The organism is Bacteroides faecis MAJ27, assembly GCF_900106755.1.
Lineage (GTDB): Bacteria > Bacteroidota > Bacteroidia > Bacteroidales > Bacteroidaceae > Bacteroides > Bacteroides faecis.
Window position 1 is genome coordinate 1 of the sequence record NZ_FNNN01000010.1, and the last position, 24682, is coordinate 24682.

The 24682-nt window shown below is 40.5% G+C and carries 14 protein-coding genes; 8 read left to right on the forward strand and 6 right to left on the reverse strand.

Going from position 1 to position 24682, the window contains the following annotated elements; all coding sequences use genetic code 11:
* Positions 1–180: 180 nt before the first annotated feature.
* The 5 genes from BLW31_RS10290 to BLW31_RS10310 are packed head-to-tail and all read right to left on the reverse strand — an operon-like array spanning position 181 to position 8238.
* Positions 181–1236: a BACON domain-containing protein gene (locus tag BLW31_RS10290; RefSeq protein WP_010535982.1), complete on the reverse strand. Its 1056-nt coding sequence runs from the start codon at positions 1234–1236 to the stop codon at positions 181–183.
* Positions 1237–1262: 26 nt separating this feature from the next.
* The gene (locus tag BLW31_RS10295) at positions 1263–2519 is read right to left on the reverse strand and encodes a DUF4302 domain-containing protein (protein ID WP_157998585.1); all 1257 of its coding nucleotides are present in this window, start codon (positions 2517–2519) and stop codon (positions 1263–1265) included.
* Positions 2520–2544: 25 nt separating this feature from the next.
* A complete protein-coding gene (locus tag BLW31_RS10300) occupies positions 2545–3447 on the reverse strand; it encodes a zinc-binding metallopeptidase (protein ID WP_074759550.1) in 903 nt (300 codons plus the stop codon).
* Between the two features lie 27 nt (positions 3448–3474).
* Positions 3475–5055, reverse strand: coding sequence for a RagB/SusD family nutrient uptake outer membrane protein (locus tag BLW31_RS10305; protein WP_010535985.1), 1581 nt, complete (start codon positions 5053–5055; stop codon positions 3475–3477).
* A gap of 15 nt (positions 5056–5070) precedes the next feature.
* Positions 5071–8238, reverse strand: a complete 3168-nt coding sequence (locus tag BLW31_RS10310; protein WP_074759546.1) for a SusC/RagA family TonB-linked outer membrane protein — start codon at positions 8236–8238, stop codon at positions 5071–5073.
* Positions 8239–8561: 323 nt separating this feature from the next.
* Here BLW31_RS10310 and BLW31_RS10315 point away from each other — a divergent pair, with 323 nt between their 5' ends.
* From BLW31_RS10315 to BLW31_RS10330, 4 genes are read left to right on the forward strand one after another with little or no spacing between them, the layout of a single operon-like run.
* A complete protein-coding gene (locus tag BLW31_RS10315; protein WP_083377998.1) occupies positions 8562–11873 on the forward strand; it encodes a SusC/RagA family TonB-linked outer membrane protein in 3312 nt (1103 codons plus the stop codon).
* A 26-nt stretch (positions 11874–11899) separates the two neighbouring features.
* A complete protein-coding gene (locus tag BLW31_RS10320; protein ID WP_010535682.1) occupies positions 11900–13471 on the forward strand; it encodes a RagB/SusD family nutrient uptake outer membrane protein in 1572 nt (523 codons plus the stop codon).
* A gap of 49 nt (positions 13472–13520) precedes the next feature.
* Complete coding sequence (locus BLW31_RS10325; protein ID WP_029425088.1) at positions 13521–14414, forward strand: zinc-binding metallopeptidase; 894 nt, start codon at positions 13521–13523, stop codon at positions 14412–14414.
* Between the two features lie 12 nt (positions 14415–14426).
* Positions 14427–15746, forward strand: coding sequence for a DUF4302 domain-containing protein (locus tag BLW31_RS10330; RefSeq protein WP_010535684.1), 1320 nt, complete (start codon positions 14427–14429; stop codon positions 15744–15746).
* Positions 15747–16986: 1240 nt separating this feature from the next.
* Here the strand turns inward: BLW31_RS10330 and BLW31_RS10335 are convergent.
* Positions 16987–17214 (reverse strand): carboxypeptidase-like regulatory domain-containing protein, encoded by a 228-nt coding sequence (locus tag BLW31_RS10335; protein ID WP_010535685.1) that lies wholly within the window; start codon positions 17212–17214, stop codon positions 16987–16989.
* Positions 17215–17717: 503 nt separating this feature from the next.
* Between BLW31_RS10335 and BLW31_RS10340 the strand changes: the two genes are divergently transcribed.
* Genes BLW31_RS10340 through BLW31_RS10355 form a run of 4 tightly spaced genes read left to right on the forward strand, consistent with a single transcriptional unit; the run spans position 17718 to position 24675 of the window.
* Positions 17718–20879: a SusC/RagA family TonB-linked outer membrane protein gene (locus BLW31_RS10340; protein WP_022301032.1), complete on the forward strand. Its 3162-nt coding sequence runs from the start codon at positions 17718–17720 to the stop codon at positions 20877–20879.
* Positions 20880–20898: 19 nt separating this feature from the next.
* Complete coding sequence (locus tag BLW31_RS10345; protein WP_016269211.1) at positions 20899–22497, forward strand: RagB/SusD family nutrient uptake outer membrane protein; 1599 nt, start codon at positions 20899–20901, stop codon at positions 22495–22497.
* 14 nt (positions 22498–22511) lie between these two features.
* The gene (locus BLW31_RS10350) at positions 22512–23390 is read left to right on the forward strand and encodes a zinc-binding metallopeptidase (protein WP_010535688.1); all 879 of its coding nucleotides are present in this window, start codon (positions 22512–22514) and stop codon (positions 23388–23390) included.
* 13 nt (positions 23391–23403) lie between these two features.
* Positions 23404–24675: a DUF4302 domain-containing protein gene (locus BLW31_RS10355; protein WP_010535689.1), complete on the forward strand. Its 1272-nt coding sequence runs from the start codon at positions 23404–23406 to the stop codon at positions 24673–24675.
* Positions 24676–24682 lie beyond the last annotated feature (7 nt).

A 24682-nucleotide genomic window follows, 5' to 3' on the forward strand; every position in this document is an offset into this window, starting at 1 on the left:
GATACAAAAACTTTGGGTAATAACAAAGCCCGGGCTTGTGAAAGTCTGGGCTTTGTGCATAAAAAAAGGTTGTGCCAGCGTTTTGACACAACCTCATTCCTATAAATAGAATTTGTATAAAGTCACTCCCTCTGAAAGTTCTTTTTATTTGAAAATAAAATATCTTTTGTCAGAGTTATATTATGGTAGCTTGTATAAAATGATATCGAAGTATGCAAGCAGATATCCTAAGTTTCCTGCGCTTGACGGAGTAGGTGTACTGAATGCCTCCAACCCAACACCATTAATTTCTTTTCCTACCCAACTGCCGTCATTATAAAATTTAATAGTAAAGGCACCATCAGTAGTTACGTCTGCAGAACCGGAATAAGTGTAGTCAGTACTCCATGAAACACCATTATCTGTAGTAAACATTGCTGTGTAGAGATAATAAGAACCATATCTTCCTTGATCTGTAGCATTTTGAATTTTCATAATTCCATCTGTGTATGTACAATGAAATATCGGATTTAGACCGGGTGCAGGAGAACTGAAATTCAGGTCCAGCATCCCTTCTTCCGGTTTTGTTATTTCAATGATTTCTTGGTAATAGTCTTTACCGTCGGAGTATATTGCCTTCCAAGCACCTATAAGATCGTTTATCTCATATTGAGCAATTGTTATGCTTACATCTTTTGCTCCACTTGTCACAGTTACACAAGCACCACGAAGAGTGCCGGTAGTATTGGCTGTGAAATTAAAAGTCACTTTGCCTTCATCATCTTTAGTGTAGCTTAGCCAAGAGGTTGCATCTTCCGGTATCGTGACTGTAAAAGGTGACGAGCTATCTACATTAATGAATGTTGAGCCTGCACTATTATCGTTTGCAGACTTCAAATGAGATGTATCAATAATGCAAACTAGTCCTTCTTGATAAACTGCTACCAAAGAAGTCAATACGCCGTCACTAACAGTAATGGTGCCTGCACGGCTCTCTATAGCCGGATTTTCAGTAGCTTTGGCGGTAACTACACCTCCGGAAACACTCACTGTACACCAATCGACAGACGATGTCGCCTGTAACTCGCGATTAGTCGTTATCTCAATGCTTCCTGTGCCACCCGGTGATTTAAAGTACAAATCAGCTTTTGTAACATCCAATGTTTCGGGTGCTGTATACGCATAGTCGTCATCACCACACGAAGTGAAGCAAATCAGGCCTATCAACAGCAAGAATAAACTATATAACTTCTTCATAATTTGTTTACTTTTTCATGTTTCTATTAATCTTGTTTTACTAGCACTGGTTTAATAATTCGTTGCAAAGCGGCATACCCGTTTGAACTTGTAGGAGGCTGACCTTCGAAGGCAAATGCAAGGAATGAATCAATCGAGTTATCGCCCCATATTCCATTATCGGTAAATGAAATGGTTAACGGCTCGTCTTTACTATTTACACCATTCATCCCGGTTCCTTCCATCCATGTATAATAACCGGCAACTGTATCCCATCCGCATAAATAAATAAAATATCCTGAATAAGTACCTAAATACTGAAATTTGATAGAAAGTGTTCCCAGTGACCGCATATATTCTGCCTGAATCGTTCCTTGACTATAAAAGCCTGTAATTGTATAAGTTTTATTATCCGGATTATTGATGACCTTAACAGTTGTATTACCCAGCTTATATGTACCAATCAACTGATCGTAAAAACGATATCCTTCTGGATAGAAAGCCTCGAATTTAGCATCTACATTTGCATCTGTACATACGTATGAGACATCTTCTGTATCCGCCTTAAATCTAGACATTGTCACACCGCCTATTGTCAATGGTTCATATAATTCAATGCCGTCTGAAGTATATACGAACGGGATTTCTTTCTTAGCATCCAGTTCACCTGCTCCTGCATAAGTAAGAGTAAATACATTTTTATCTTGCATAACCGAACCTATCTCCTTTCCGTTTACTTTTAAGTGGAATGTTCCCAAGAAAATATCTTCTTGTGTTTTAATGACAGCCTTCAGATAGTCAGACCATGCTTGTTCTTTCGGCATTGGCACAAGTACAATTGTATTTCTTGTCTTTGTACCACTCAATATTACTTTATCGGGGGCAGCACTCATAATGGTAAATTGGAATTCACCTGCATATCCTTTCAAAGGTTCGCTAAAGAGGTGCATGATTTCATTATAACTATCAAATGTTAAGACTGGTCCTGCACTCTGTATGAGCGAATAGAGGCTTGTTACAGATTTATCCGGATCAGCAGATTCACCTGCTATCTTTGCATTTCCGCTCTCATCGAATGATATCAGCAAGTTATATCCACCGAAAGATAGATCATCGGACGGATAATATTTCATGATCCAGCCATTTTCTGGGGCGATAAGTATCTCTTTATATTTTTTCAGTGCTTCACTCATGCGGTTAGCCGAAGAATCATTGAAAAAATCTTCTTCTTCGTGCAACGAGCAGGCGCTTACAATCAAAAGTGCCAGCATGCTTATTACGGTATATATTTTCTGTTTTCTCATAATCATTTTATTAAATGCGTTATACTTAATCAAGTGATTCCAAATCTAATTCTGAAATATCTCCCATTCGTCGCTGAACAATCTTTTCAAGCTCATCAATATCGATAGACCACTTTGTGCTCAAATATTCTTTTACTAAAGCAAATTTTTTAAGTAATTTTGGTGAGCCGGAATCTCCTGCAAGTTCTAGCATCTTTTCCCAATATGGTTTACCATAAACTACATAGAAAGATAGAATTTCAACGAAGTCTTCACCCGGTTCGGAAGATGCGTATGCGCTGATATAACCCATTTTAAGAGCTTCACTACTACCCATGGTTTCATAGTCACCTACGTTTACCCAACTAGGACCTTGATAGTCTGTCGAGATTGTCTTGAAATCTGTTGAATAATCCTTAGTTTGTTGGAGGATATGTCCGAACTCGTGAAACATGGTTTTGATAAAATAATACTTGATGAGACCCAAATCCGGATTTTCTATATCCAGCAGGTTTACCTTATTCAAGAATATTTTCATTCCCCCTTCAGCGGTTCCCAGTACTTCGGACATGTCTTCTTTATACTCTGACGAACCTATAAGTTGAATCATACGTGGCGAATACTGACGAAGGAAATCGCGCCCCAGCAGTTCATTGTATGCGTCCACCCATAAATGTTTCACCAATTTAGCCACTGCAATCGACTTATCATATTCTGCCGGTACTACGTTGTATTCAACATGTGCTTCTTTGTCAGAGTAGCGGTATTCAAACTGTATGTTGTACGGGTAAGTATAATTGTTCAATACCCATCGGTCGAAATCATTTTGCGTAGAAGTATCCACGCCATCAGGAAATATACTTTTAGAATCGAGCTCTCCATCGTTGCCGCAAGAAACGAACGAAACGAGAGTCGTAAAAGCCATTATTAAATAATATATCTTGTTCATATTCATGCTTTTTTAAAATAGTTCGTATTAGTTGCGTGGATTTGCAGGTACTCCTGCAGAAGTAACATCTTGTGGAAGTTGCCATGCGCGGCGTAAGTCGTCCTTAGCTAGCACGATAGGGGTTTCGCCATCGCGATTATGAGAAAACTCTATTCCATAGCGTCTTATATCGAGCCACCGTAAGCCTTCATGTACTGTTTCCACACGGCGAAGATGCAGTACACATTGAATCAGGTTTTCCTGATCGCCATCGGCTACTGTTATACCTACAGGATTCAATTTCTTTTTGATGGTGCGTTGCCCAGTACTCTCAGGTACAGTAGGCATATAGGCTATGTTTGAATAAAAATTTACCAGTTCTGTCCTACTCATTGCTTTATAATTTATAGAGTGTGTTTTCAGCCAGTAGTTGATATCTTGTACGGCGGCATCCAGATTCCCACTTAGTATATAAGCCTCAGCTCGGCAAAGTAACGTTTCATCTGTAGTGAACATCGGAACAACCAAATGTAAGGAACCGATGCCAGCAGCTTTGTCTGAATATTCAAAATAAGCATTCATTTTCGGTACAAAAGCCTTCTGTGTCAATCCGAATAACTTATTTATTGTTCGCAAATTAGTGTAGCTTCCCCAGGGACCGGCTGCTTGTGGTCCTTCTGCTGCAAAAAGTGTATTGGCGTTGCCATATCGATTATTACGACCTGCATAAGGACCATGGGCATATCCCCAAACTGATAGAATGGGACTTAGCATTAAATTAGCACGATCGGATATTGAGATATAAGTGTCGCCGATATATTCCAGATCTGATGGAAGAGAGTTCAAACTTGCCCAGTCGCGCAATACATCCGTCGGGTCATCCGTTCCAAGTACTACATTGGCATATTCAATAGCTTTTGTATAGTTTGACTTGTCGCTATGCGTGTAGTACAAATAGAAGCGAGTTGCAAAAGCATAAGCTGCTTTGCGGTTGAAATGGTATTTAGGCACAGAATAAATATCCTCATCGATTAGTGGGAGTCCTTTCTCAAGGTCTTTGGCTATCTGAGCATAGACTTCTGCTATTGTACCGCGTGAAGGCAATTCCATTGGTTTTGTCTCGGGAACAAGTATATAAGGGATTCCCATATCCGTATCTGCTGTCTGTGCGTTGTAGGGCATACAGAACGTATTGGCCAATACAAAATGCCAATAAGCACGACAAAGTAGCGCTTCACCTTTTTGTGGGTTCAAGCTGACCGGGTCCCCCATTTCTTCAATAGCTTGCAAAGCCATATTGGCTGAGGAAATTGCACTATAACAACCTTGCCAGATGCCATTCGGATCATCGTCATCTACTTCGCTGACGTCTTGCCAAAGATAATATTGAGTAATTGACTTCCAGTAAGGATTATATTTTGCTCCACTATCCATTGTGTTGTCCGAAGATAGCTCGTAGAACATGATTGGATAGGTTTGCGAATAGGCAGATACTAGTATATCTGTTATCTTTTTCTCGTTGTTTACTTCTGTGCGACTGTCTGGCATTGTGTCCAAAAAGTCGTTGCAAGAAGAAAACATAATTGATGCTCCTAAGGCAGCAACATATATTAAATTTCTTTTTTTCATAATCTTCTAATTACTTTAAAGTCCAACACGTAATGTTAAGGTAAATTGTTTAGGCACTGGAGACGCTACACCACCGGTATTAAAGAACTCAGGATCCTGTCCGTTCAGTTTCTTGTCTGCATAGATCAGGAAGAGGTTGGTCGCTTGCAACTTCAATGAAAGGTTGTTAAGTTTCCATGGTTGTATCCACTTTTTAGGAAAATCATATCCGAAAGAGATCTCTTTCATCCGGATAAAATCACCTTTTGCTACACGAGCTGTAGAATAATTATATGCATTATAAGCATAATTGAGCTGTGAATCTTGTTGATTCATAAGCTTATCTGCGATTACAGGAATAGTAGTTACTTGTTCGTCACCCGGCAATGTCCATCTATTCTTAAATTCACGAGGCATTGAGGTCAAGTCAGAATATTTATTCTTGAATACCGGGTCAAGACGTACTACATTCCCAAATGAATAAGTGATGAATAGGTTTAGATTAAAGCCTTTATAACGGAATGTATTGCCAAAACTTCCTGTAATTGTAGGATCTGTAGGACCTTCATAAACCAGATGTTCTTTTTTTATTGTTTCCTGAAAGTTCAGATCGCTGACTGTTAGGTTTCCACTTTCGTTGATGAATGTTGGTTGACCATATTGATTCAATCCTTGGAAATCGATAGAAAAGAGAGAACGGACAGGATAGCCTGCCATTGTGAATCCGGTACCACTGATCATCTCAATGATGCGTGAGTTAGAATGCAGATCAGTTACTTCATTTTTGGCATGTGAGAAAATAAAGTCTGAATTCCAGTCGAAATCTTTTGTCTTTATATTCTTAGTTGATAAAGTGAATTCCACACCATGACTTTTCATGCTTGCCACGTTTGCATATTTGGTGATTTTAACGCCTGTACCTGCTGAGTTGACCAAACCGATCAAATCGAAGTTGTTACGTTTATACCAGTCAAAAGCCAAGTTAATGCGATTCTCTATGAATCCTACTTCGGCACCGATATTCAGCTCATGCTTTTTTTCGTATGTTAAATCACTGTTTTCTGCTTCGATAATTTGCAGTCCACTCTCCTTAACGTTCGTAAAAGGACGCCATGGGTTATAGCTCTGGACAATGGCCAGCGAGTTTGTTACGTTGGCAGGACCACGATCGGCAGTCAGTGAATAAGAAGCTTTTAGTGTGAAATTAGATACGGCAGGCTCCATATATTTCCAGAACTTCTCTTCATGTGCATTCCATGCACCAGAAACGTTCCATGTGGGTAACCATCGTGCAGAACGGCTCTTACCTAATTTATTGGTTCCTTCATAACGTGCTGTACCACTTATAGTATATCGTCCTTGGTAAGAATAGGTAGCTGTGCCGAAAAAAGCAACTGATCGTGAAGCAGTAGGCTGCACTGTATAATATTGTGCGTTTTCTTCACTGCCCTGCTTAAAGTATAAGTAATTGTAAGCACCAAGCATTCCATTGTCATACTGCATCCCGGCTCCGTTGAACCATGTTTGAACACGATCTACCGAATTGGCTTCCATACCACCGAAGAAATTGAATATATGGCTTTCATTATATACATCGTTGTAGCTGGCCGTAGCACGGAAGTCCCAACTATTCATAGAGTATTTGGTTTCTTTATAAAATCCTCCGATTGGTAGTACGCTTACCGGTAATGAGTTTGGTTTGTCGGGATCAGTATAAAGCCACGGATTAGCATCGCGCATGGTGGCGTCATCCATAGCGCGATAAGCCCATGCTTGGTTAGAATAATCTTTGATATAATGCGATTGAGTAGTTGTAGAATATTTGTAAGCTCCTAATACAGCTAATTCCACTCTTGAAATAGGACGATATTTTAACTCTGCCTGGAATTTACTATCAAGAACGTTTAAGTCCATATAGTTGTTTTCCAACTCATTAATAATGTTGAATGGAGCGTAGTTTCTGACATAATATTCATTAGGGTCAAGCGTACGTGAGGTATTTAATGCATAAGAGTAGGGGTTGATGTCGAAATCACGTTTTACTTCTCCACTTACTACGTCAATACTTGATCCCAGTGTTCCAGGCGCCTTTTGCTTGCGATATGCAGCATTCCCAATCAGATTTAAATCTACCTTCTTACCCAAGTGGTACAATGCATTTATGTTAGCTGTGTAACGTTGTACAGAACTTTTTTCAGTCCATCCTGGATCATCCATAAAGCTAAGTGAAGTATAGTAGGATGCTTTTTCAGTTCCAGTGGAAAGGCTTATAGCATGATTGTGCATTACGTTTGTATTGAACAGTTCGTCAAACCAGTCCGTGTTGCGGAATTCTGCTTCACGTAGATAAGCATTTCGTGCAGCTTCAGTATTCAGTAGTCCAAAACCACCTGTTGCTGGGTTATAATCATTAATTAAGTGATACATTTTACCGTATACACCGCTATTATTTGCGCGATAAGTTCCTGCAAGCGTCAAATAACCATTGGCTTCCAATTCTTTATACACACCCATCTGTTCTTGTGAGTTCATTATATTAAAGTCCTTGTATTTGGGCTTCATACGCATAGTAAATTCACCTGTGTAGTTGATACGGCTTGTTCCTGCTTTACCTTTCTTAGTGGTTACTACAATCACACCTGCCATAGCCCGCGCGCCATAAATAGAGGTTGCTGAACCATCTTTCAAAATCTGAAAAGTCTCAATGTCGTCAGAGTTAAGACCTGCGATGGCTGAACTGATTAGTGTTTCTGCATTACCGGATGAGAGATCGTCCGCGCTTACTTCTGTTACATCTTCCATGATAACGCCATCTACTACCCAAAGTGGTTTTGAACTACCATAAATAGAAGTGGCGCCACGAACGCGGATTTTAGGAGCTGTACCAAACGTGCCGGATACATTTTGAACTGATACACCCGCAGAGCGGCCTTCCAATGCACGGCTGATTTCCGGCATGCCGTCAATCTTAACATTAGCTGCTGATAATTGATCCGCAGCTCCTGTAAACAGACGTTTATCCATCTTCTGCATACCAGTTACAACGACTTCTTCTAAGACTTCTGCATCTGGTTGTAATACAACTTTTATCGTTCCTGCTTTGATAGGAACTTCCTGAGTTTTCATTCCGATGTAGCTAATCTTCAAAGTTCTAGAAGAACTTGGTGTTTTATCCTTCTTGATGCAATAAACAAAAATGTACATCTTCGTCAATAAACGATTTTTATACAAATTACCTATAGCTAAGATATTTTTTCTATTATTGACTGTCTTAAACAATCGTAATGCAATGACAATACTGACATAAAGACAATTTATGCAATCCAAAAATTGATAAAATATGATATTTGCTTTCTAAATGATAAAATATAGCAAACAAAGAGCAATTCCTGCTATTAATATGAATATACAAGTATTTTCAAATAAATTTTCATATTTTGTTTTGTATTTATAAATATGTGCTTATATTTGTGAAATCACACTTATAAAATAAGCGGATTATTAATTATTAATAATAAAGCGTGTTTATGAAAAGAAAATTAATGCTGTTATTGGCCTGCCTGCTGGCAAGCATAGGTCTAGTGATTGCCCAAACACCTAAGAAGGTGACAGGTGTCGTCATTTCTGAAGAAGATGATCAACCTGTTGTGGGCGCATCCGTGTTAGTGAAAGGTACAACAATGGGAACAGTCACCGATATCGATGGCAAGTTTACCATAAGCGACGTACCAAGTTCTTCTAGAACTTTGAAGATATCGTTTATCGGTATGCAAACACAAGAGATTGCAATTAAATCCGGTCTGATGAAAATAGTAATGAAAACAGATTCGGAAGTACTTGACGAAGTTGTAGTAACCGGTATGACGAAGGTGGATAAACGACTTTTTACGGGTGCTGCGGCCAGTTTAACCGCCGACAATGTAAAATTGGACGGTCTTCCAGAAATAAGCCGTGGACTTGAAGGACGTGCGGCAGGCGTATCAGTCCAAAATGTATCCGGTACATTTGGTACAGCTCCCAAAATTCGTGTCCGTGGTGCCACATCCATTTACGGTAGCTCTAAACCACTCTGGGTAGTAGATGGCGTTATTATGGAAGACGTAGTAGACGTCAGTGCCGACCAGCTTTCTTCTGGAGATGCTACCACACTGATCAGTTCAGCTATTGCAGGATTAAATTCAGACGACATTGAAAGCTTTCAAATATTGAAAGACGGTTCCGCCACCTCTATCTATGGAGCACGGGCAATGGCAGGAGTTATCGTTGTTACAACTAAAAAGGGTAAAGCCGGAATGAATAAGATTAGCTATACTGGAGAATTCTCTTACCGCATGAAGCCTCATTATACAGAATTCAATATTATGAATTCACAGGACCAAATGGCTGTCTATCAGGAAATGCAACAGAAAGGATGGCTTACTTATGCCGATTTGGCCAATGCTAGTGAAAGTGGCGTATATGGAAAGATGTATCAGAAGATTTCTAACAGTACATTACTAAACACAGAAGCAGCCCGTAACTCTTACCTCCGTGATGCGGAATACCGTAACACAAACTGGTTCGACGAGCTATTTCAGAGTAACGTAATGCAAACACATTCCGTCAGTATTACTTCCGGTAACGAAAAGGCTAGCTATTATGCCTCTCTTAGTGCGTTGATCGATCCGGGATGGTCACGTCAGAGCGAAGTAAATCGTTATACTGCCAATCTGAATACTACTTACAACATTCTTAAAAATCTCTCTATGAACCTTATTTCCAGTGCCTCTTATCGCAAGCAACGGGCACCAGGAACATTATCGTCAGAGATTGACGCTGTGAATGGAGAAGTAAAACGCGACTTCGATATCAATCCGTATTCTTATGCATTGAACACCTCACGTGCGTTGGACCCCACAGAAATTTACACACGTAACTATGCTGATTTCAACATTTTCAACGAATTGGAAAACAACTATCTCGACATCAACGTAGTTGACCTGAAATTTCAAGGTGAAATGAAGTGGAAACCCGTTAGAGGACTAGAACTTACAGCTTTGGGAGCAGTAAAATATCAGGTTACCTCACAGGAGCATACCATTACAGACTATTCCAATCAAGCAATGGCATACCGTTCAATGCCTACCACACATATACGTGATAATAATCCTTTCTTATATACAGACCCGGATAATCCCTATGCAGTACCTATCACCGTACTACCACAAGGAGGTATTTATGAACGCACAGACTATCGTATGCTAGCTTATGATTTCCGTGCATCGGCTGCTTACAATACGGTTTTCAACGAGATTCACATCATGAATCTCTATGGAGGTATGGAAGTCAATTCTATCGACCGCCGCAAAACATGGAATCGTGGTTGGGGTATGCAGTATACTATGGGAGAGATCCCTTTCTATGCTTACGAAGTGTTCAAAAAGAGCAAAGAAGAAAACTCCGATTATTTTACAATGGCTAATACGCATGCACGTGATGTCGCATTCTTTGCAAACGGTACCTACTCTTATAAAGGACGTTATACATTTAATGGAACAGTCCGTTACGAAGGTTCCAACAAATTGGGACGAAGCACATCTTCCCGTTGGCTGCCTACATGGAACGTGTCCGGCGCATGGAATGCTCATGAAGAAAGTTTCTTCAAATCATTACAACCAGCCATGTCACACCTTACATTAAAAGCATCATACAGCCTTACAGCGGACCGTGGACCAAGTAATGTTACTAACTCACGCGTAGTTATCAGCTCACGAAACCCTTGGCGTCCGTCAAGTAGTGTCACTGAATCTGCTCTTTACATCAAGAACCTTGAAAACAGTGCATTGACCTACGAAAAGAAACACGAGCTTAACATCGGTGCCGATCTCGGCTTCCTGGACAATCGCATCAACGTAACAGCTGACTGGTACAAACGCAACAACTACGATCTGATAGGAATCATCACAACACAAGGACTAGGTGGAGAAATTGAAAAGTACGGTAATGTAGCTTCTATGAAGTCTAGCGGATTTGAACTCTCCATCTCTACCCGAAACATTGTGACCAAAGACTTTACATGGTCTACGGATTTCATCTATTCGCATAACAAAAATGAAGTAACTGAATTGCAAGGTGGAAAGAAACGCGTTATCGACCTCGTTTCTGGTAACGGATTTGCTGTCGAAGGCTATCCAGTACGCTCTATCTTCTCCATACCTTTCATGGGATTGAACGAAGAAGGTCTGCCGACTTTCCGCGACCAAGACGGTAACATCAGTGTATCCGACGTATACTTTCAAGAACGTGATCATACAGATTTTCTTGAATATTCCGGTTCAGCCGATCCTACGGATATTGGTAGTTTAGGTAATACCTTCAGCTATAAAAACTTCCGTCTGAATTTGTTTGTTACTTACTCATTCGGTAACGTAATCCGCCTGGACCCGGTATTCAAGAAAAAATATACTGATCTCAGCGCTATGCCAAAAGAATACCGCAATCGCTGGGTAGTACCAGGCGATGAAAAGTATACAGATATACCAGTAATAGCCAGTGTACGTCAAGAGAAAAATGACCGCAATCTGTCTGTGGCATACAACTCTTACAATTATTCTACAGCCCGTATCGCAAAAGGCGACTTTATCCGCATGAAGGAAATCTCACTGACATATGACTTCCCGAAAGATATGATAAGCAAATGGAACTTAGCCAACCTTTCATTGAAATTACAGGCTACCAATCTCTTCCTGCTCTATGCCGATAAAAAGCTGAATGGACAAGATCCGGAATTCTTCAATACCGGTGGTGTGGCCGCTCCTGTACCTAAACAGTTCACACTGACTCTGAGAATTGGACTTTAATAAATGGATTGAAAACAAAGAAAGTTATGAAAAAAAGAAATATATTATTGACATTGCTGGCTGTGGCGGGTATGCTGACTGCTACTTCGTGCAAAGATTATTTGGACGAAATGCCCGACAACCGCGCCGAACTGGACAGCGAATCAAAGATCATTAGCTTACTGGTATCTGCCTATCCGGAAAACGACTATATCTTCTGTACAGAACTGGGAACAGACAACGTAGATGATTTCGGAGAATCAAATCCGTATGGCGACCGCTTTATGGAACAGATTTATAATTGGCAGGTGATTTCTGAAGCCGACAATGAAGATCCTTCTCGCATCTGGGAAGCCTGTTATAATGCCATTGCTGTAGCTAATCAGGCTTTGGCATCTATTGCCGAGATGGAAGAAACTTCAGCCATGAAAGCAGCTAAAGGTGAAGCATTAGTCTGTCGTGCCTATTCACACTTCATTCTTGTTAATGTTTTTGCTCAACATTACACCAAAGCAAATGCCGGAACAGATTTAGGAATCACCTATATGGAAGTATCCGAGACAGAACTTGACCCGAAATATGAGCGCAACACAGTGGCCGAAGTGTATGAGAAAATAGAAAAAGACCTGAAAGAAGGATTACCGCTTATCAGTGATGAAATCTACACAGTACCTAAGTATCATTTCAATATGAAAGCCGCCTACGCTTTCGCTGCCCGTTTCTATCTTTACTATCAGAAGTGGCAAGAAGCAATAGATTGTGCAACAAAAGCACTCGGCTCCTCACCTGCCGGACAGCTCCGTGACTATGCCGCATTGGATGCACTTCCCAAAGACCCATTCAGCAAAGTATGCGAACAATACGTAAGCGCTACCGTAAAAGCTAACTATTTGCTGCAAACCGCATATTCAAGACTGGGTTTGGTATTCACTTCTTATTACGAAGGTTCTCGTTATGCGCATGGTGCATATCTGGCACAAACTGAAACCCTGATGAGCCGTGCCCCATGGGGAACATATGCCAACAAAGTGTATAAATTCAATCTATGGGCATCTACCGGAACCAACTTTGACAAAACGCTGGTGCCTCGTTTTCCATATCTAATAGAATATACCGATCCTGTAGCACAAACCGGATATGCGAGAACTGTCTATGCAGCTCTTACCGCTGAAGAAACTTTACTGATACGTGCTGAAGCATATATCCTGCAGAAAGAATATGACAAAGCACTGGCAGATCTCCAAGTGTGGGTAAACAATACAATCAATGGTCCCTACACGCTTACAAAAGAAGCGATAGAGAACTGGGTAGACAGCTATCAGTATTACACGCCCAATGCACCTACCCCAAAGAAAAAGCTAAATCCGGAATTTGCCATTGAAGAGGGGCAACAAGAGGCATATCTACAATTCCTGCTATATGCACGCCGATATGAAACAATGTTCTCCGGATTACGCTGGTTTGACATCAAACGCTACGGCATCGAAATCTATCGCCGAACTATGCAAAGCGGACAACCTGTCTCTATTGGAGACATGTTGAAAGTACGCGACAACCGTTGCGCTCTACAGATTCCGCCTGACGTTATCTCTGCCGGTATCACTCCGAACCCAAGATAAAATACTGAGTATAGAAATGATGTATTACATTAAAAAAGAAGTAAAGACAATGAAGAAGAATAAAATTTATATTTTTATAGCTGTGTTGTTTGCTGCATTCTTTTCGGCTTGTTCGGAAGATGATTTGAGCAGTGAAAGCGTCATAACCGAGGCACAGCGTGTAGAAAACGACTTCGATCGTTGGATTGTGAAAAACTATGTGACGCCTTATAATATCGATTTCAAATATCGTATGGAGGATATTGAGTCCGATCGTAACTATAACTTAATTCCTGCTGATTATACAAAGTCCGTACAACTAGCCAAACTAGTCGAATTTCTTTGTCTTCAAGTATATGATGAAGTTACGGGAGGAAAACAGTTTATCCGTGACTATTTTCCCAAAATGATACATTTGGTTGGTTCGCCGGCCTATGAAAACAATGGAACAATGGTATTAGGTACAGCCGAAGGCGGACTAAAAATTACACTTTACAATGTGAATAATGTAGATGTACTCAACGTATCCGCCTTGAACTATTTCTATTTTAAGACAATTCACCATGAGTTTGCGCATATTCTCCATCAGACTCGTCCATATCCTACCGCTTTCAAAGAAATCAGCGGAAGTGAATATGTAAAAGACAGTTGGAGTTCTGCATGGGGAAGTGGTACCGCCGCCGAGACCGCAGCTTTGAAAGCCGGATTTATCACTCCATATGCTTCAAGTGCCGTGGATGAAGATTTTGTGGAATTGATTGCCGTGTACGTGACAAATACGGAAGCATACTGGCAGTCTCGCATCAAAACGGCAGGAACAACCGGGGCACCTATTATCAACTCCAAATTCGAAATTGTATATAACTACATGCTTGATACATGGAACATTGATCTTGATATACTGCGCAATACAGTGCTCGACCATCAAAATAGAATAGGAGAATTGGACTTAGACGAACTTTAATCCGAACAAATTATGAAGAAAATATACTATCTTTTATTACTTGCGTTGCCCTTGGTACTTCAATCTTGCTTTAAGGACGACGATGATATCTTTGATAAGTCGGCTTCCCAACGTATGGAAGAACGACTAGTACACGATCAACAGGTGTTGATGGGAGCAACCAATGGCTGGATAATGGAATATTTCCCAGAGAAGAAACAATCGTATGGAGGATATACGATGTTTGTGAAATTCGGTGATAACAATGCTGTTACAGTTGCTTCGGAAAAGGGCAAAGCTGACCAGACTGAAACGAGTATGTATGAGCTGATTGCCGATAGTGGCCCAGTACTGACCTTCAACACACACAACTCTTTGTTCCACTATTTCTCCGATCCTAATAATCCGGATGAAATCGGCCCGATTGATAGTGGTATGGGAGGCGACTATGAATTTATGGTTATAGAAGCTACCCCCGAAAAGGTACATCTGAAAGGAAAAAAGACTGGCAACACAATTATCATGACTCCAATTGCCACAGATACAAGCTGGCCTGATCTGATGCAAAAGTATATTGATATGGCAGACATCATGAATTCTGCAGCAAGTTCTTTCAATTTTACAATGGGGGATCTCAAAGCAACCGCTACAATGAATTATCGTACGCTGTTGTTTTCTTACCCAGGTACGGAGGGTTATGAATCTGCTACAGCTTCATTCCGTGTGACGACAGATGGAATCGTATTCTATACCCCTTTGCACATCGGAGGAAAAGAGATCACAGGCATGAAGTATATAGGCGAGGATGAAAATATGGTTATCACTTTGGCTGACGAAACTACAGGTGCAACAATGCAAGACACATGGCCTGCATTAAGTGAAATATTCTTCAGTGGCAAGTGGTACTTTGCAAAAAGCCTGATGAGTAGCTACGGTCAGAACCTGTGGACGTCGGCCATCAAAAAACTTTATGCAGATCCTAGTGGTTATTATGATATTTACTGGGCTCATATGGGAGTTTACTCTGGCTTGTACGGATTCTGTTTCGCACCGCTTGATACTCCTTCCACATTTGCAAGATCCATTATTTCTTATAAATATGGTACTGTAGACGACAATCAGATTTGGCTACAATTGGAAGGTAGAACAGATCAGATTGGAATTACTTATGTTAATGCCGGCGTAAGCGAAATCTTAAAAATGATTGGTTCATTAGGTGGAGAAAAGAAAACATTCACACTGACAGCGGATAATCCGAAGAACCCAACTGTAATACAATTGCAGGATAATGATATATCTGCAAATAGTTTTATGCTGGTTCCATTCGAGGTTCGTTGGCCATACGAGCAATAATTTTATAGAAAGCAAGCGAGCTTGTTCTTTTACTAAATTCTGATATTCCTCTATTATAATAGAAATCAGGATTTACTTTACATTAATTATTTTTAAACGAGGATGCGTCAATTGACACACCCTCGTTTTTTATTAGTAAAAACTGTCTTATGGTTATTGCTCATGGTGTTGTATGCTAGAAACTTATCATACTTATTTTTCTATTTATTTCGGGATATCTCTCATTATATTTGATCTATCTTTCACTATTGTCACCTTATATTAAACACTTGAATTGAGAGCGTAAAGTTCAATTAAGCGTAGATTCGTATCTTAAATTGCTGTAGTTGATATGCTTATCTACCTACATTTGTGTGTTAACCTACTGACATACTCATCGTTCCACCCAGGTGAACAGGCTAGCGCACTTGGGTAAACAGATCGTGCTATCTTTGTGAAACGATCGGTTCGCAAGGGTGGCACGATGAGGATGATAGTAAGATGTGGCATCAATGTGTTATGGATAATGGCTTAAGTTAAGGGACTTAACATGAGAAGTAACGGTAGATAACTTCTGATGTATGGTTCATTAGGATGAAAATGCAAGTGTTCGTGAAAACAATGAGAGATACAAGTGATGGTAGGTATCTCTCATTCACTAAAACGCTGATTATCTATTGCTTGATTCAAAAGAGTGAGACCGTGAGACTAAAATATTTTTTTTCTTTTCTCTGAAGTCTGAGATCTTAAACTTTTAAATTAAGGGTGTAATCTTGCGGAGTCAACAGCGTGAGTTGGGTACGTTAAACCAAGGGCAGTTTTATGAATGGTTTCAATGAGATGAATTAATCTCGAAAAGACTACTAGTAGAAAATGGGTATATCATATATGGCGGATAAATTTAATTCTTTGGTGCTTGGAAAATATGATTAGTACAATTGGATCTTAGCATTAAACGATCAGCAGATAATACTACTTATATTAGTGGATCGGACAGTTAAATTTCGGTAGCAAAAGCGGTTGCTAAAGGCTGTTTGAGGGATCATATTCGGTTATTGATTGGTGTGGTATTCTTGCTAAGTAGCATCTTTCCTATAATCGAGATGACGATATGAATCAGCTGTTATTCCAGGATTTTAGTTTTCGAAAGGAGAAGTATGCTTTGTGAGACTTCTGGAGCATATATAAGCAATGTACTATGATCTCACTGTTGAATTCGCGATACGCTAAGAAAGAAGTAAATGTTGATAAAAATTTGCTTTTACTTATTAGTTCTTGCAGAACTTGGTACATTGTTTATCGTGAACTTTCCGTCGATGTCGGTGACCGTTCCCATTGTTGTACCCTTCACTAATACAGATGCTCCCACAACAGGCTCATTGTCTTCTTCCGAAGTAACAATACCCGTTACCTTTCTAGGTGTTTGAGCAATCACTAAGCCTATTCCTGTTAACAGGCAGACTAATAACAGCGCTAGTTTTCTTTTCATAAATATGCTCTCATTCTAAAATTAAACGACCAAAGAATAGTTGTTTTTTTTCTATAACATTTTGCAAAATTAAGCATATATTTATGAAATCAAAATAAAATCAGAAAATAATTGAAAAAAGTATTGTTTTAATAAAAATATTATTTCTTCCTGTTTTATTGTATTATATTGATGCTAAAATGCTATGATAAGCTTTTGATAGGATGGTTTAGATCGGCTTTGTGTAAAATGATGTCTCTGCTTGTGACTAGATTAAAGCTAATAATATGTTAAATACATATTCACAATGAGAAACACTTTTGCTCGTTCTGTTTTACCGTTTCACTAGCGGTTGTCAAGTCACTTTTCGAGAATGATAAACAACTGAAATCTGTTTTTTATTCCTTTTATGTATGAAATATCTTCATTTGTGTATACTCAACTTCCATTCGGGTATCATTTACTTCCGTTTATGTATATATATTTATACTTTTTAATTTTGATATTTTTATTCATTTCGCAGTATGAGAGTAGTAGGGAAGAATTTCGTAATACCAAGTTCTGCAAGAACTCTGCAAATCAGCTATATTGGTATGCGGACGCAAGAGGTTACTATTAAAACGACTCTTTTGAAAGTGGTCTTGAAACCGGATGCGGAAGTTCTACAGGAAGTTGTTGTAACAGGTATGCAGAGAATGGACAAACGTCTGTTTACGGGAGCGGCCAGTAAACTTACTGCCGAGAGTGTGAAGCTTGATGGTTTAGCTGATATTAGTCGTGGTTTGGAAGGGCGTGCGGCCGGTGTCTCGGTTCAGAATGTATCCGGTACATTTGGTACAGCTCCTAAAATTCGTGTTCGTGGTGCTACTTCTATTTATGGTAGTTCCAAGCCTTTATGGGTGGTAGACGGGGTAATTATGGAAGATGCTGTAGAGGTTAGTGCAGACCAGTTATCTTCCGGTGATGCTGAAACCTTGATCAGCTCTGCAATTGCAGGATTGAATGCTGACGATATCGAGAGTTTTCAAATACTGAAGGACGGTTCGGCTACTTCTATTTATGGTGCACGTGCTATGGCAGGTGTAATTGTTGTTACTACCAAAAAGGGTAGGGCAGGTGTTAGCAAGATTAGCTATACTGGCGAATTTACGACCCGATTAATTCCTAGTTATAATGATTTTAATATCATGAACTCGCAGGAACAGATGGGCGCCTATAAAGAAATGATGGAAAAGGGATGGCTCAATTTTTCTGAGACATCGCGTAATGCCGAGAGCGGTGTATATGGAAAGATGTATCAATTGCTTAATACATATGATCCGCTTACCGGACGTTATATGCTGGACAATACGGATGCGGCTAAAAACGGTTATTTGCGCGCTGCTGAGATGAGAAATACAAATTGGTTCTCGCAACTTTTCTCTAACTCTCTTAGTCAGAACCATTCGGTTAGTATTAGTACCGGTACAGATAAATCTTCATTTTATGCTTCTTTGAGTGCAATGCACGATCCGGGGTGGTATAAACAAAGTTCTGTAGATCGTTATACTGCTAATCTGAATACAACGTATAATATACTGAAAAATCTGAATATCAACTTAATTTCCAGTGCTTCTTATCGTAAACAGAAAGCTCCGGGGACATTGGGACAGGATATAGACGTTGTAAGCGGGCAGGTGAAACGTGATTTTGATATCAACCCGTATTCATATGCTCTTAATACTTCGCGCACATTGGACCCTAATGAATATTATACAAGTAATTATTCTCCTTTCAACATCTTGAATGAATTGGAGAATAACTATATGGACTTGAATATCGCAGACGTGAAGTTCCAGGGAGAGTTGAAGTGGAAAGTGATTCCAAGTCTGGAGCTGAGTGTATTAGGAGCTGTGAAATATCAGGGAACATCGCAAGAACATAATATTAAGGACGATTCTAATCAGGCAGGAGCTTATCGTGCAGGTCTGGATGATAAAACAATCATGGATCGGAATCCTTTCCTGTATACTAATCCTGATAATCCGTATGCATTGCCTGTTTCTATTCTACCCGAAGGTGGTATTTATCAACACCGGGATTATAAGATGCTGGGATATGACTTCCGGGCTACCGCAAGTTGGAATCATGTATTTAAAGAGACTCATATCACGAACTTCTTTGCCGGTATGGAAACTAATTCTACCGATCGTTCCAGAAGTTATTTCCAAGGTTGGGGAATGCAGTATAGCATGGGTGAAATACCTTACTATGTTTATGAATTCTTTAAAAAAGGGATCGAAGACGGTAGTAATTACTATTCTCTGAATCGTACGCGTAGCCGGAGTGCAGCTTTCTTTGCCAATGCAACTTATTCTTATAAGGGAAAATATACGCTGAATGCTACTGGACGTTATGAGGGTACCAACCGTATGGGTAGAAGTCGTTCTTCCCGATGGTTGCCTACATGGAATGTATCCGGGGCTTGGAATGCACACGAAGAGGCTTTCTTGGAATCATTAAAGCCTGCGCTTTCTCACTTCACGTTGAAAGCTTCTTATTCGTTGACTGCCGACCGTGGTCCGGCAGATGTGACCAATTCACAGGCAATCATCACAAGTTATTCTCCCTATCGTCCGTTTACTGATATTCAAGAAGCAGGATTGTATCTGAAGGAGTTGGAAAATAGTGAGTTGACTTATGAGAAGAAGCATGAATTGAATATCGGCGCTGATATGGGATTCCTTGATAACCGAATAAATTTTGCTGTTGACTGGTATACGCGTAACAACTACGACCTGATCGGTATTGTCAATACTCAAGGCGTAGGCGGACAGATTCTGAAGTTTGCCAATATTGCTACGATGAAATCTCATGGTATTGAATTCACTGTTTCCAGCCGGAATATCCAGAATAAGGACTTCCGTTGGAATACTGACTTTATTTTCTCGTACACAAAGAATGAAGTGACTGATTTGCAGCAAAATTCTAACGTGATGGATCTTATTTCCGGTAATGGTTTTGCCAAACAGGGATATCCGGTACGCGGTCTGTTCTCCATACCTTTCAAAGGACTGGACGAGAATGGTGTTCCTATGGTACTCAATGAGAAGGGAGTGGTAACAAGCACGGACATCAACTTCCAGGAACGCCAAAATACAGATTACCTGGTATATGAGGGACCTACTGATCCTACTTTTACGGGCAGTTTGGGTAATATGTTTACTTACAAGGGTTTCCGTCTGAATGTATTCGTAACTTATTCATTCGGCAATGTAATTCGCTTGAATCCGGTGTTCAGTGCAAGATATTCGGATTTGTCCTCTATGACTCGTGAGTTTAAGAATCGTTGGACTTTACCTGGTGATGAGAATAAAACCAATATCCCGGCTATCCTGAATAAACGCGATTATGACAGCAATACCAATTTGCGTTATGCTTATAATGCATATAATTATTCAACAGAGCGCATTGCTAAAGGTGATTTTATCCGTATGAAAGAGATTTCGCTTTCTTATGACTTCCCGAAATCGTGGATCTCGAACCTGAAACTCTCGGATTTGTCCCTTAAGCTACAGGCTACCAATCTGTTCTTGATTTATGCAGATAAAAAGCTGAATGGTCAGGACCCTGAGTTCTTTAATGCCGGTGGTGTAGCTTCTCCGGTTCCCCGTCAGTTTACATTGACTTTGAGATTAGGACTTTAACTAAAAAACAAGAATGAAAATGAAGAAATATATTATATTGGCAAGTATAGCCACAGCATTCATATTCGGTCTGTCATCTTGTTCGGACTTTCTGGATGAACTACCTGATAACCGTACGGAGCTGACACCGGACAATGTAAGTAAGATATTGTTGGCAGCATATCCGACTACAGCGATTTGTGAGATGGCCGAAATGGCATCTGATAATACGGATGCTTATCCGAATAACTTTTCTGCATTCAACCGCTTGCAGGAAGATCTTTATAAGTGGGAAGATTCTTCCGAACGGGAAGATGACTCTCCAAGTGCATTGTGGGAGTCGTGTTACATTGCGATAGCGGCGTGTAATCAAGCTTTGAAAGTAGTGGAAGATGCAGGGAGTCCGGCTTCTTTGGACCCTGTGAAAGGAGAGGCACTGGTATGCCGGGCTTATGCTCATTTCCAGTTGGCGAATATCTTCTGTAAAGCATATAGTAGTGCTACAGCAAAAACAGATTTGGGTATCCCTTACATGAAAGACGTTGAAACTACGGTGCTTCCGAGCTATGACCGTGGCACTTTGGAAGATGTCTATAAAAATATTGAAGCGGATTTATTGGCTGGCATGGATTTGATCAGGGATGATGTATATTCAGTGCCTAAATATCACTTTACCAGAAAAGCTGCTTATGCATTTGCTGCCCGTTTTTATCTGTATTATGTTCAGCCGGATCTTTCAAATTATGATGAGGTGATTAGATTTGCTGATAGAGTGCTTGGAAATAACGCTTCAGCCGTGGTACGTGACTGGGAATCGTTGGGAGCACTTGATTTGAATGGAGATGTGGCGCCTAATGCTTATGTGGATGCTAGTAACAGTGCTAATCTGTTGCTTGTAAGCGCACACTCTTATTGGGGATATGTGCATGCTCCTTATGGATTGGGCGAACGTTATGCGCATGGCCCGTTGGCTGCTATGGAAACTTGCCGCTCCAGCGGTCTTTGGGGAGATTATTCTTCAAATAAGGCTGCAAGTGTTTATTATCTGTATCCGTGGAGTAACTCCAGTGCATTGCCTACTAAAGTAATATTGCAGAAGGTTGCTCAGTATAAGGAAATGGTGGACCCTGTTGCGGGAACGATTAACGGGCATATTATTAATGCTGCTTTTACTACGGACGAGACGCTGCTTTGCCGTGCGGAAGCGTACATAATGAAAGGTTCCGGATTTTATCAGCAGGCTATTGCTGACCTGAATGTTTGGCAATCAGCTTTTACTCGTAGCACTACTCCCCTTACTGTAGAGGCTATTGATACTTATTATGGGAATATGCCATACTATACCCTTCCAGCGCCGACTGTGAAAAAAGAACTGCACCCTGCTTTCACTATTGCAGACAGAACACAGGAAAATCTCATTCACTGTTTGCTCCATGCACGACGCGTAATGACTTTGCACGAAGGCTTACGGTGGCTGGATATCAAGCGTTTTGGTATTGTTATATACCGTCGCTATATTACTAGCTCAGGTATGTTTGGGGCATCAGATGTGTTGGCGACTGATGATCCGCGGCGTGCCATACAAATTCCGAGTGATGTAATTTCTGCGGGAATGAAACCTAATCCAAGAAACAAATAAAAACGAAAGAAGTTATGAAGAAGTATTTTATTTATGCATGCTTGCTGCTTGTTGCCGGATGCTTCGTTTCGTGCAACAATGATGAAGATATTGATACGAAAAACAGTATTTTCGGCTCTACGGAAGAAGGCGTTACCGGATTTGACGAATGGCTTCTCAGCAATTATATATATCCTTATAATGTCCAGGTGAAGTATCGTCTGGATGATACGGAAACAGAAGTGACGTACGACCTTGTTCCTGCCGATTATGACAGATCGGTAGCGTTGATGAAGATTGTGAAACATGTGTGGATGGAGGCCTATGACGAAATATGGGGGATTGATATGACCAGAACCTATGTTCCGAAGCTTATCCAGCTAATTGGTAACGTTGCATATACGGAGTCCGGAATGATTTTGGGACAAGCCGAAGGCGGATTGAAAGTAACTCTTTTCCGAGTGAATGAAATCAATGTGGGTAGTATCAGTGCTGCCCAGTTGAATGAGTTTTATTTTAAGACGATGCACCACGAGTTTACGCATATCCTGAATCAGAAAAAGGCGTATGATCCCGCTTATGACCGAATCAGTGAGTCGGATTATGTAGGGTCCAGCTGGTATCAGGTGAGGCTGAATGACGCTTTGGCAAAAGGTTGTATTTCCCCTTATGCGATGGATCGCGCTACGGAAGACTTTGCAGAAATGATGTCGATTTATGTGACAAATACGGCTGCCGCCTGGGAGAGCCGGTTGGCTACCGCAGGAGCGACAGGACGCCCTATTCTGGAAAAGAAGTTTGAAATCGTATATAACTATATGCTGGATTCTTGGGGAGTTGATCTGGATAAACTTCGTGAGATAGTTCAACGACGTCAGAATGAGATATCGAAATTAGATTTGAGTACACTTTAAATAATGAAGGTATATGAAGAATATAAAAATATATAGCCTACTGGCATGTTTATGCCTGCTGACGCAATCTTGTTTGTTTAGCGAAGATGATGTGTTTGATGACTCTTCGGCACAGCGGGCAATGGCTTCTGTAGATGAATGCCATGCAGCACTGCAAAGTGCATCCAATGGCTGGCTGATGGAGTATTATCCCGGTGACGGACCGGAGTTCGGGGGATATAATCTGATTGCGAAGTTTGGTGATGATTATGTGGAATTAGCTTCGGAGATGACTACCGATAATTATGCGGCAGGTGAAGTATGTACTACTTTGTATAAAGTGGTATCTTTCCAGGGAACGGAGTTGAGTTTTGACTCCCACAACGAACTGATTCACATGTTTTGTGAGCCTAATGGTTATAATGATCCGGGATATGCGGGTGATTATGAGTTTATTTTCAGAAGTGTGTCAAAAGAAAAAATCGTATTGACGGGAAAGAAGCGGGGTAATACGCTGGTGATGACTCCTTTGTCGGCAGATACTGACTGGAAAGATTTTCTGAATGGCATTAACCGGATTAAGGATGACGCTCCTTACGCTACTTATAAGCTGAAGATTGGCGGGACAGAGGTGGTTAACATGTTCCGTTCGGAGCATGCACTGACTGTGACTAGCGTTGATGATAGAGGGCAGGCAACCACGGTGCGCTATCCGTATATTTACACAGAAGAAGGTATCAAGATGTTTGAACCGATGGAAATAAATGGGACGGTCATGACGCAATTTGTCTGGGATAGTGCGAAGCGTACTTTTGTATGTACGGATGAGGGAGTGAGTGCTTCTGTCGAGTTTTATTGTCCTGCAAACTATCCGAACTATGTGGGCACCTATCGGATGAGATATGGCAGTTCACAATCTACTGTTACTATTTCTCAAAAGATCGAGGGAGTAAGTTATACGCTTCGCGGACTTCCACAGTTCGATATTGAGGTAAGCTTTAATTTTGATACGGAGTGTATTGACCTGCTTTACCAATATCTGGGGAAATATGGTAGTTATCAAGTTTATCTCTGTCCTTGGGATGCCGCTGCAGGATATCTGACTTGGTCGGAGGGAACAGGACTATCCGGATATATCACTTCACAAGGGACTGATCCGATGACTATCGAATTTGAAGATAATGGAGTATATGGGTCGGCCAGTTCGCTTTTATATTATGCCTTTACTGGTTCCCCAAGTAGCGATACCGCTGCTGGAAGTTTATTGCAGATACCTTATCCGACTCTGCAGAAAATAAGTAATTAATAGCTTA

What these genes read in the sequence shown, in the direction of transcription:
- BLW31_RS10290 (WP_010535982.1), bottom strand. Translation starts at nt 1,236, where the DNA reads ATGAAGAAGTTATATAGTTTATTCTTGCTGTTGATAGGCCTGATTTGC.
- BLW31_RS10295 (WP_157998585.1), bottom strand. Translation starts at nt 2,519, where the DNA reads ATGAGAAAACAGAAAATATATACCGTAATAAGCATGCTGGCACTTTTG.
- BLW31_RS10300 (WP_074759550.1), bottom strand. Translation starts at nt 3,447, where the DNA reads ATGAACAAGATATATTATTTAATAATGGCTTTTACGACTCTCGTTTCG.
- BLW31_RS10305 (WP_010535985.1), bottom strand. Translation starts at nt 5,055, where the DNA reads ATGAAAAAAAGAAATTTAATATATGTTGCTGCCTTAGGAGCATCAATT.
- BLW31_RS10310 (WP_074759546.1), bottom strand. Translation starts at nt 8,238, where the DNA reads ATGTACATTTTTGTTTATTGCATCAAGAAGGATAAAACACCAAGTTCT.
- BLW31_RS10315 (WP_083377998.1), top strand. Translation starts at nt 8,562, where the DNA reads ATGAAAAGAAAATTAATGCTGTTATTGGCCTGCCTGCTGGCAAGCATA.
- BLW31_RS10320 (WP_010535682.1), top strand. Translation starts at nt 11,900, where the DNA reads ATGAAAAAAAGAAATATATTATTGACATTGCTGGCTGTGGCGGGTATG.
- BLW31_RS10325 (WP_029425088.1), top strand. Translation starts at nt 13,521, where the DNA reads ATGAAGAAGAATAAAATTTATATTTTTATAGCTGTGTTGTTTGCTGCA.
- BLW31_RS10330 (WP_010535684.1), top strand. Translation starts at nt 14,427, where the DNA reads ATGAAGAAAATATACTATCTTTTATTACTTGCGTTGCCCTTGGTACTT.
- BLW31_RS10335 (WP_010535685.1), bottom strand. Translation starts at nt 17,214, where the DNA reads ATGAAAAGAAAACTAGCGCTGTTATTAGTCTGCCTGTTAACAGGAATA.
- BLW31_RS10340 (WP_022301032.1), top strand. Translation starts at nt 17,718, where the DNA reads ATGAGAGTAGTAGGGAAGAATTTCGTAATACCAAGTTCTGCAAGAACT.
- BLW31_RS10345 (WP_016269211.1), top strand. Translation starts at nt 20,899, where the DNA reads ATGAAGAAATATATTATATTGGCAAGTATAGCCACAGCATTCATATTC.
- BLW31_RS10350 (WP_010535688.1), top strand. Translation starts at nt 22,512, where the DNA reads ATGAAGAAGTATTTTATTTATGCATGCTTGCTGCTTGTTGCCGGATGC.
- BLW31_RS10355 (WP_010535689.1), top strand. Translation starts at nt 23,404, where the DNA reads ATGAAGAATATAAAAATATATAGCCTACTGGCATGTTTATGCCTGCTG.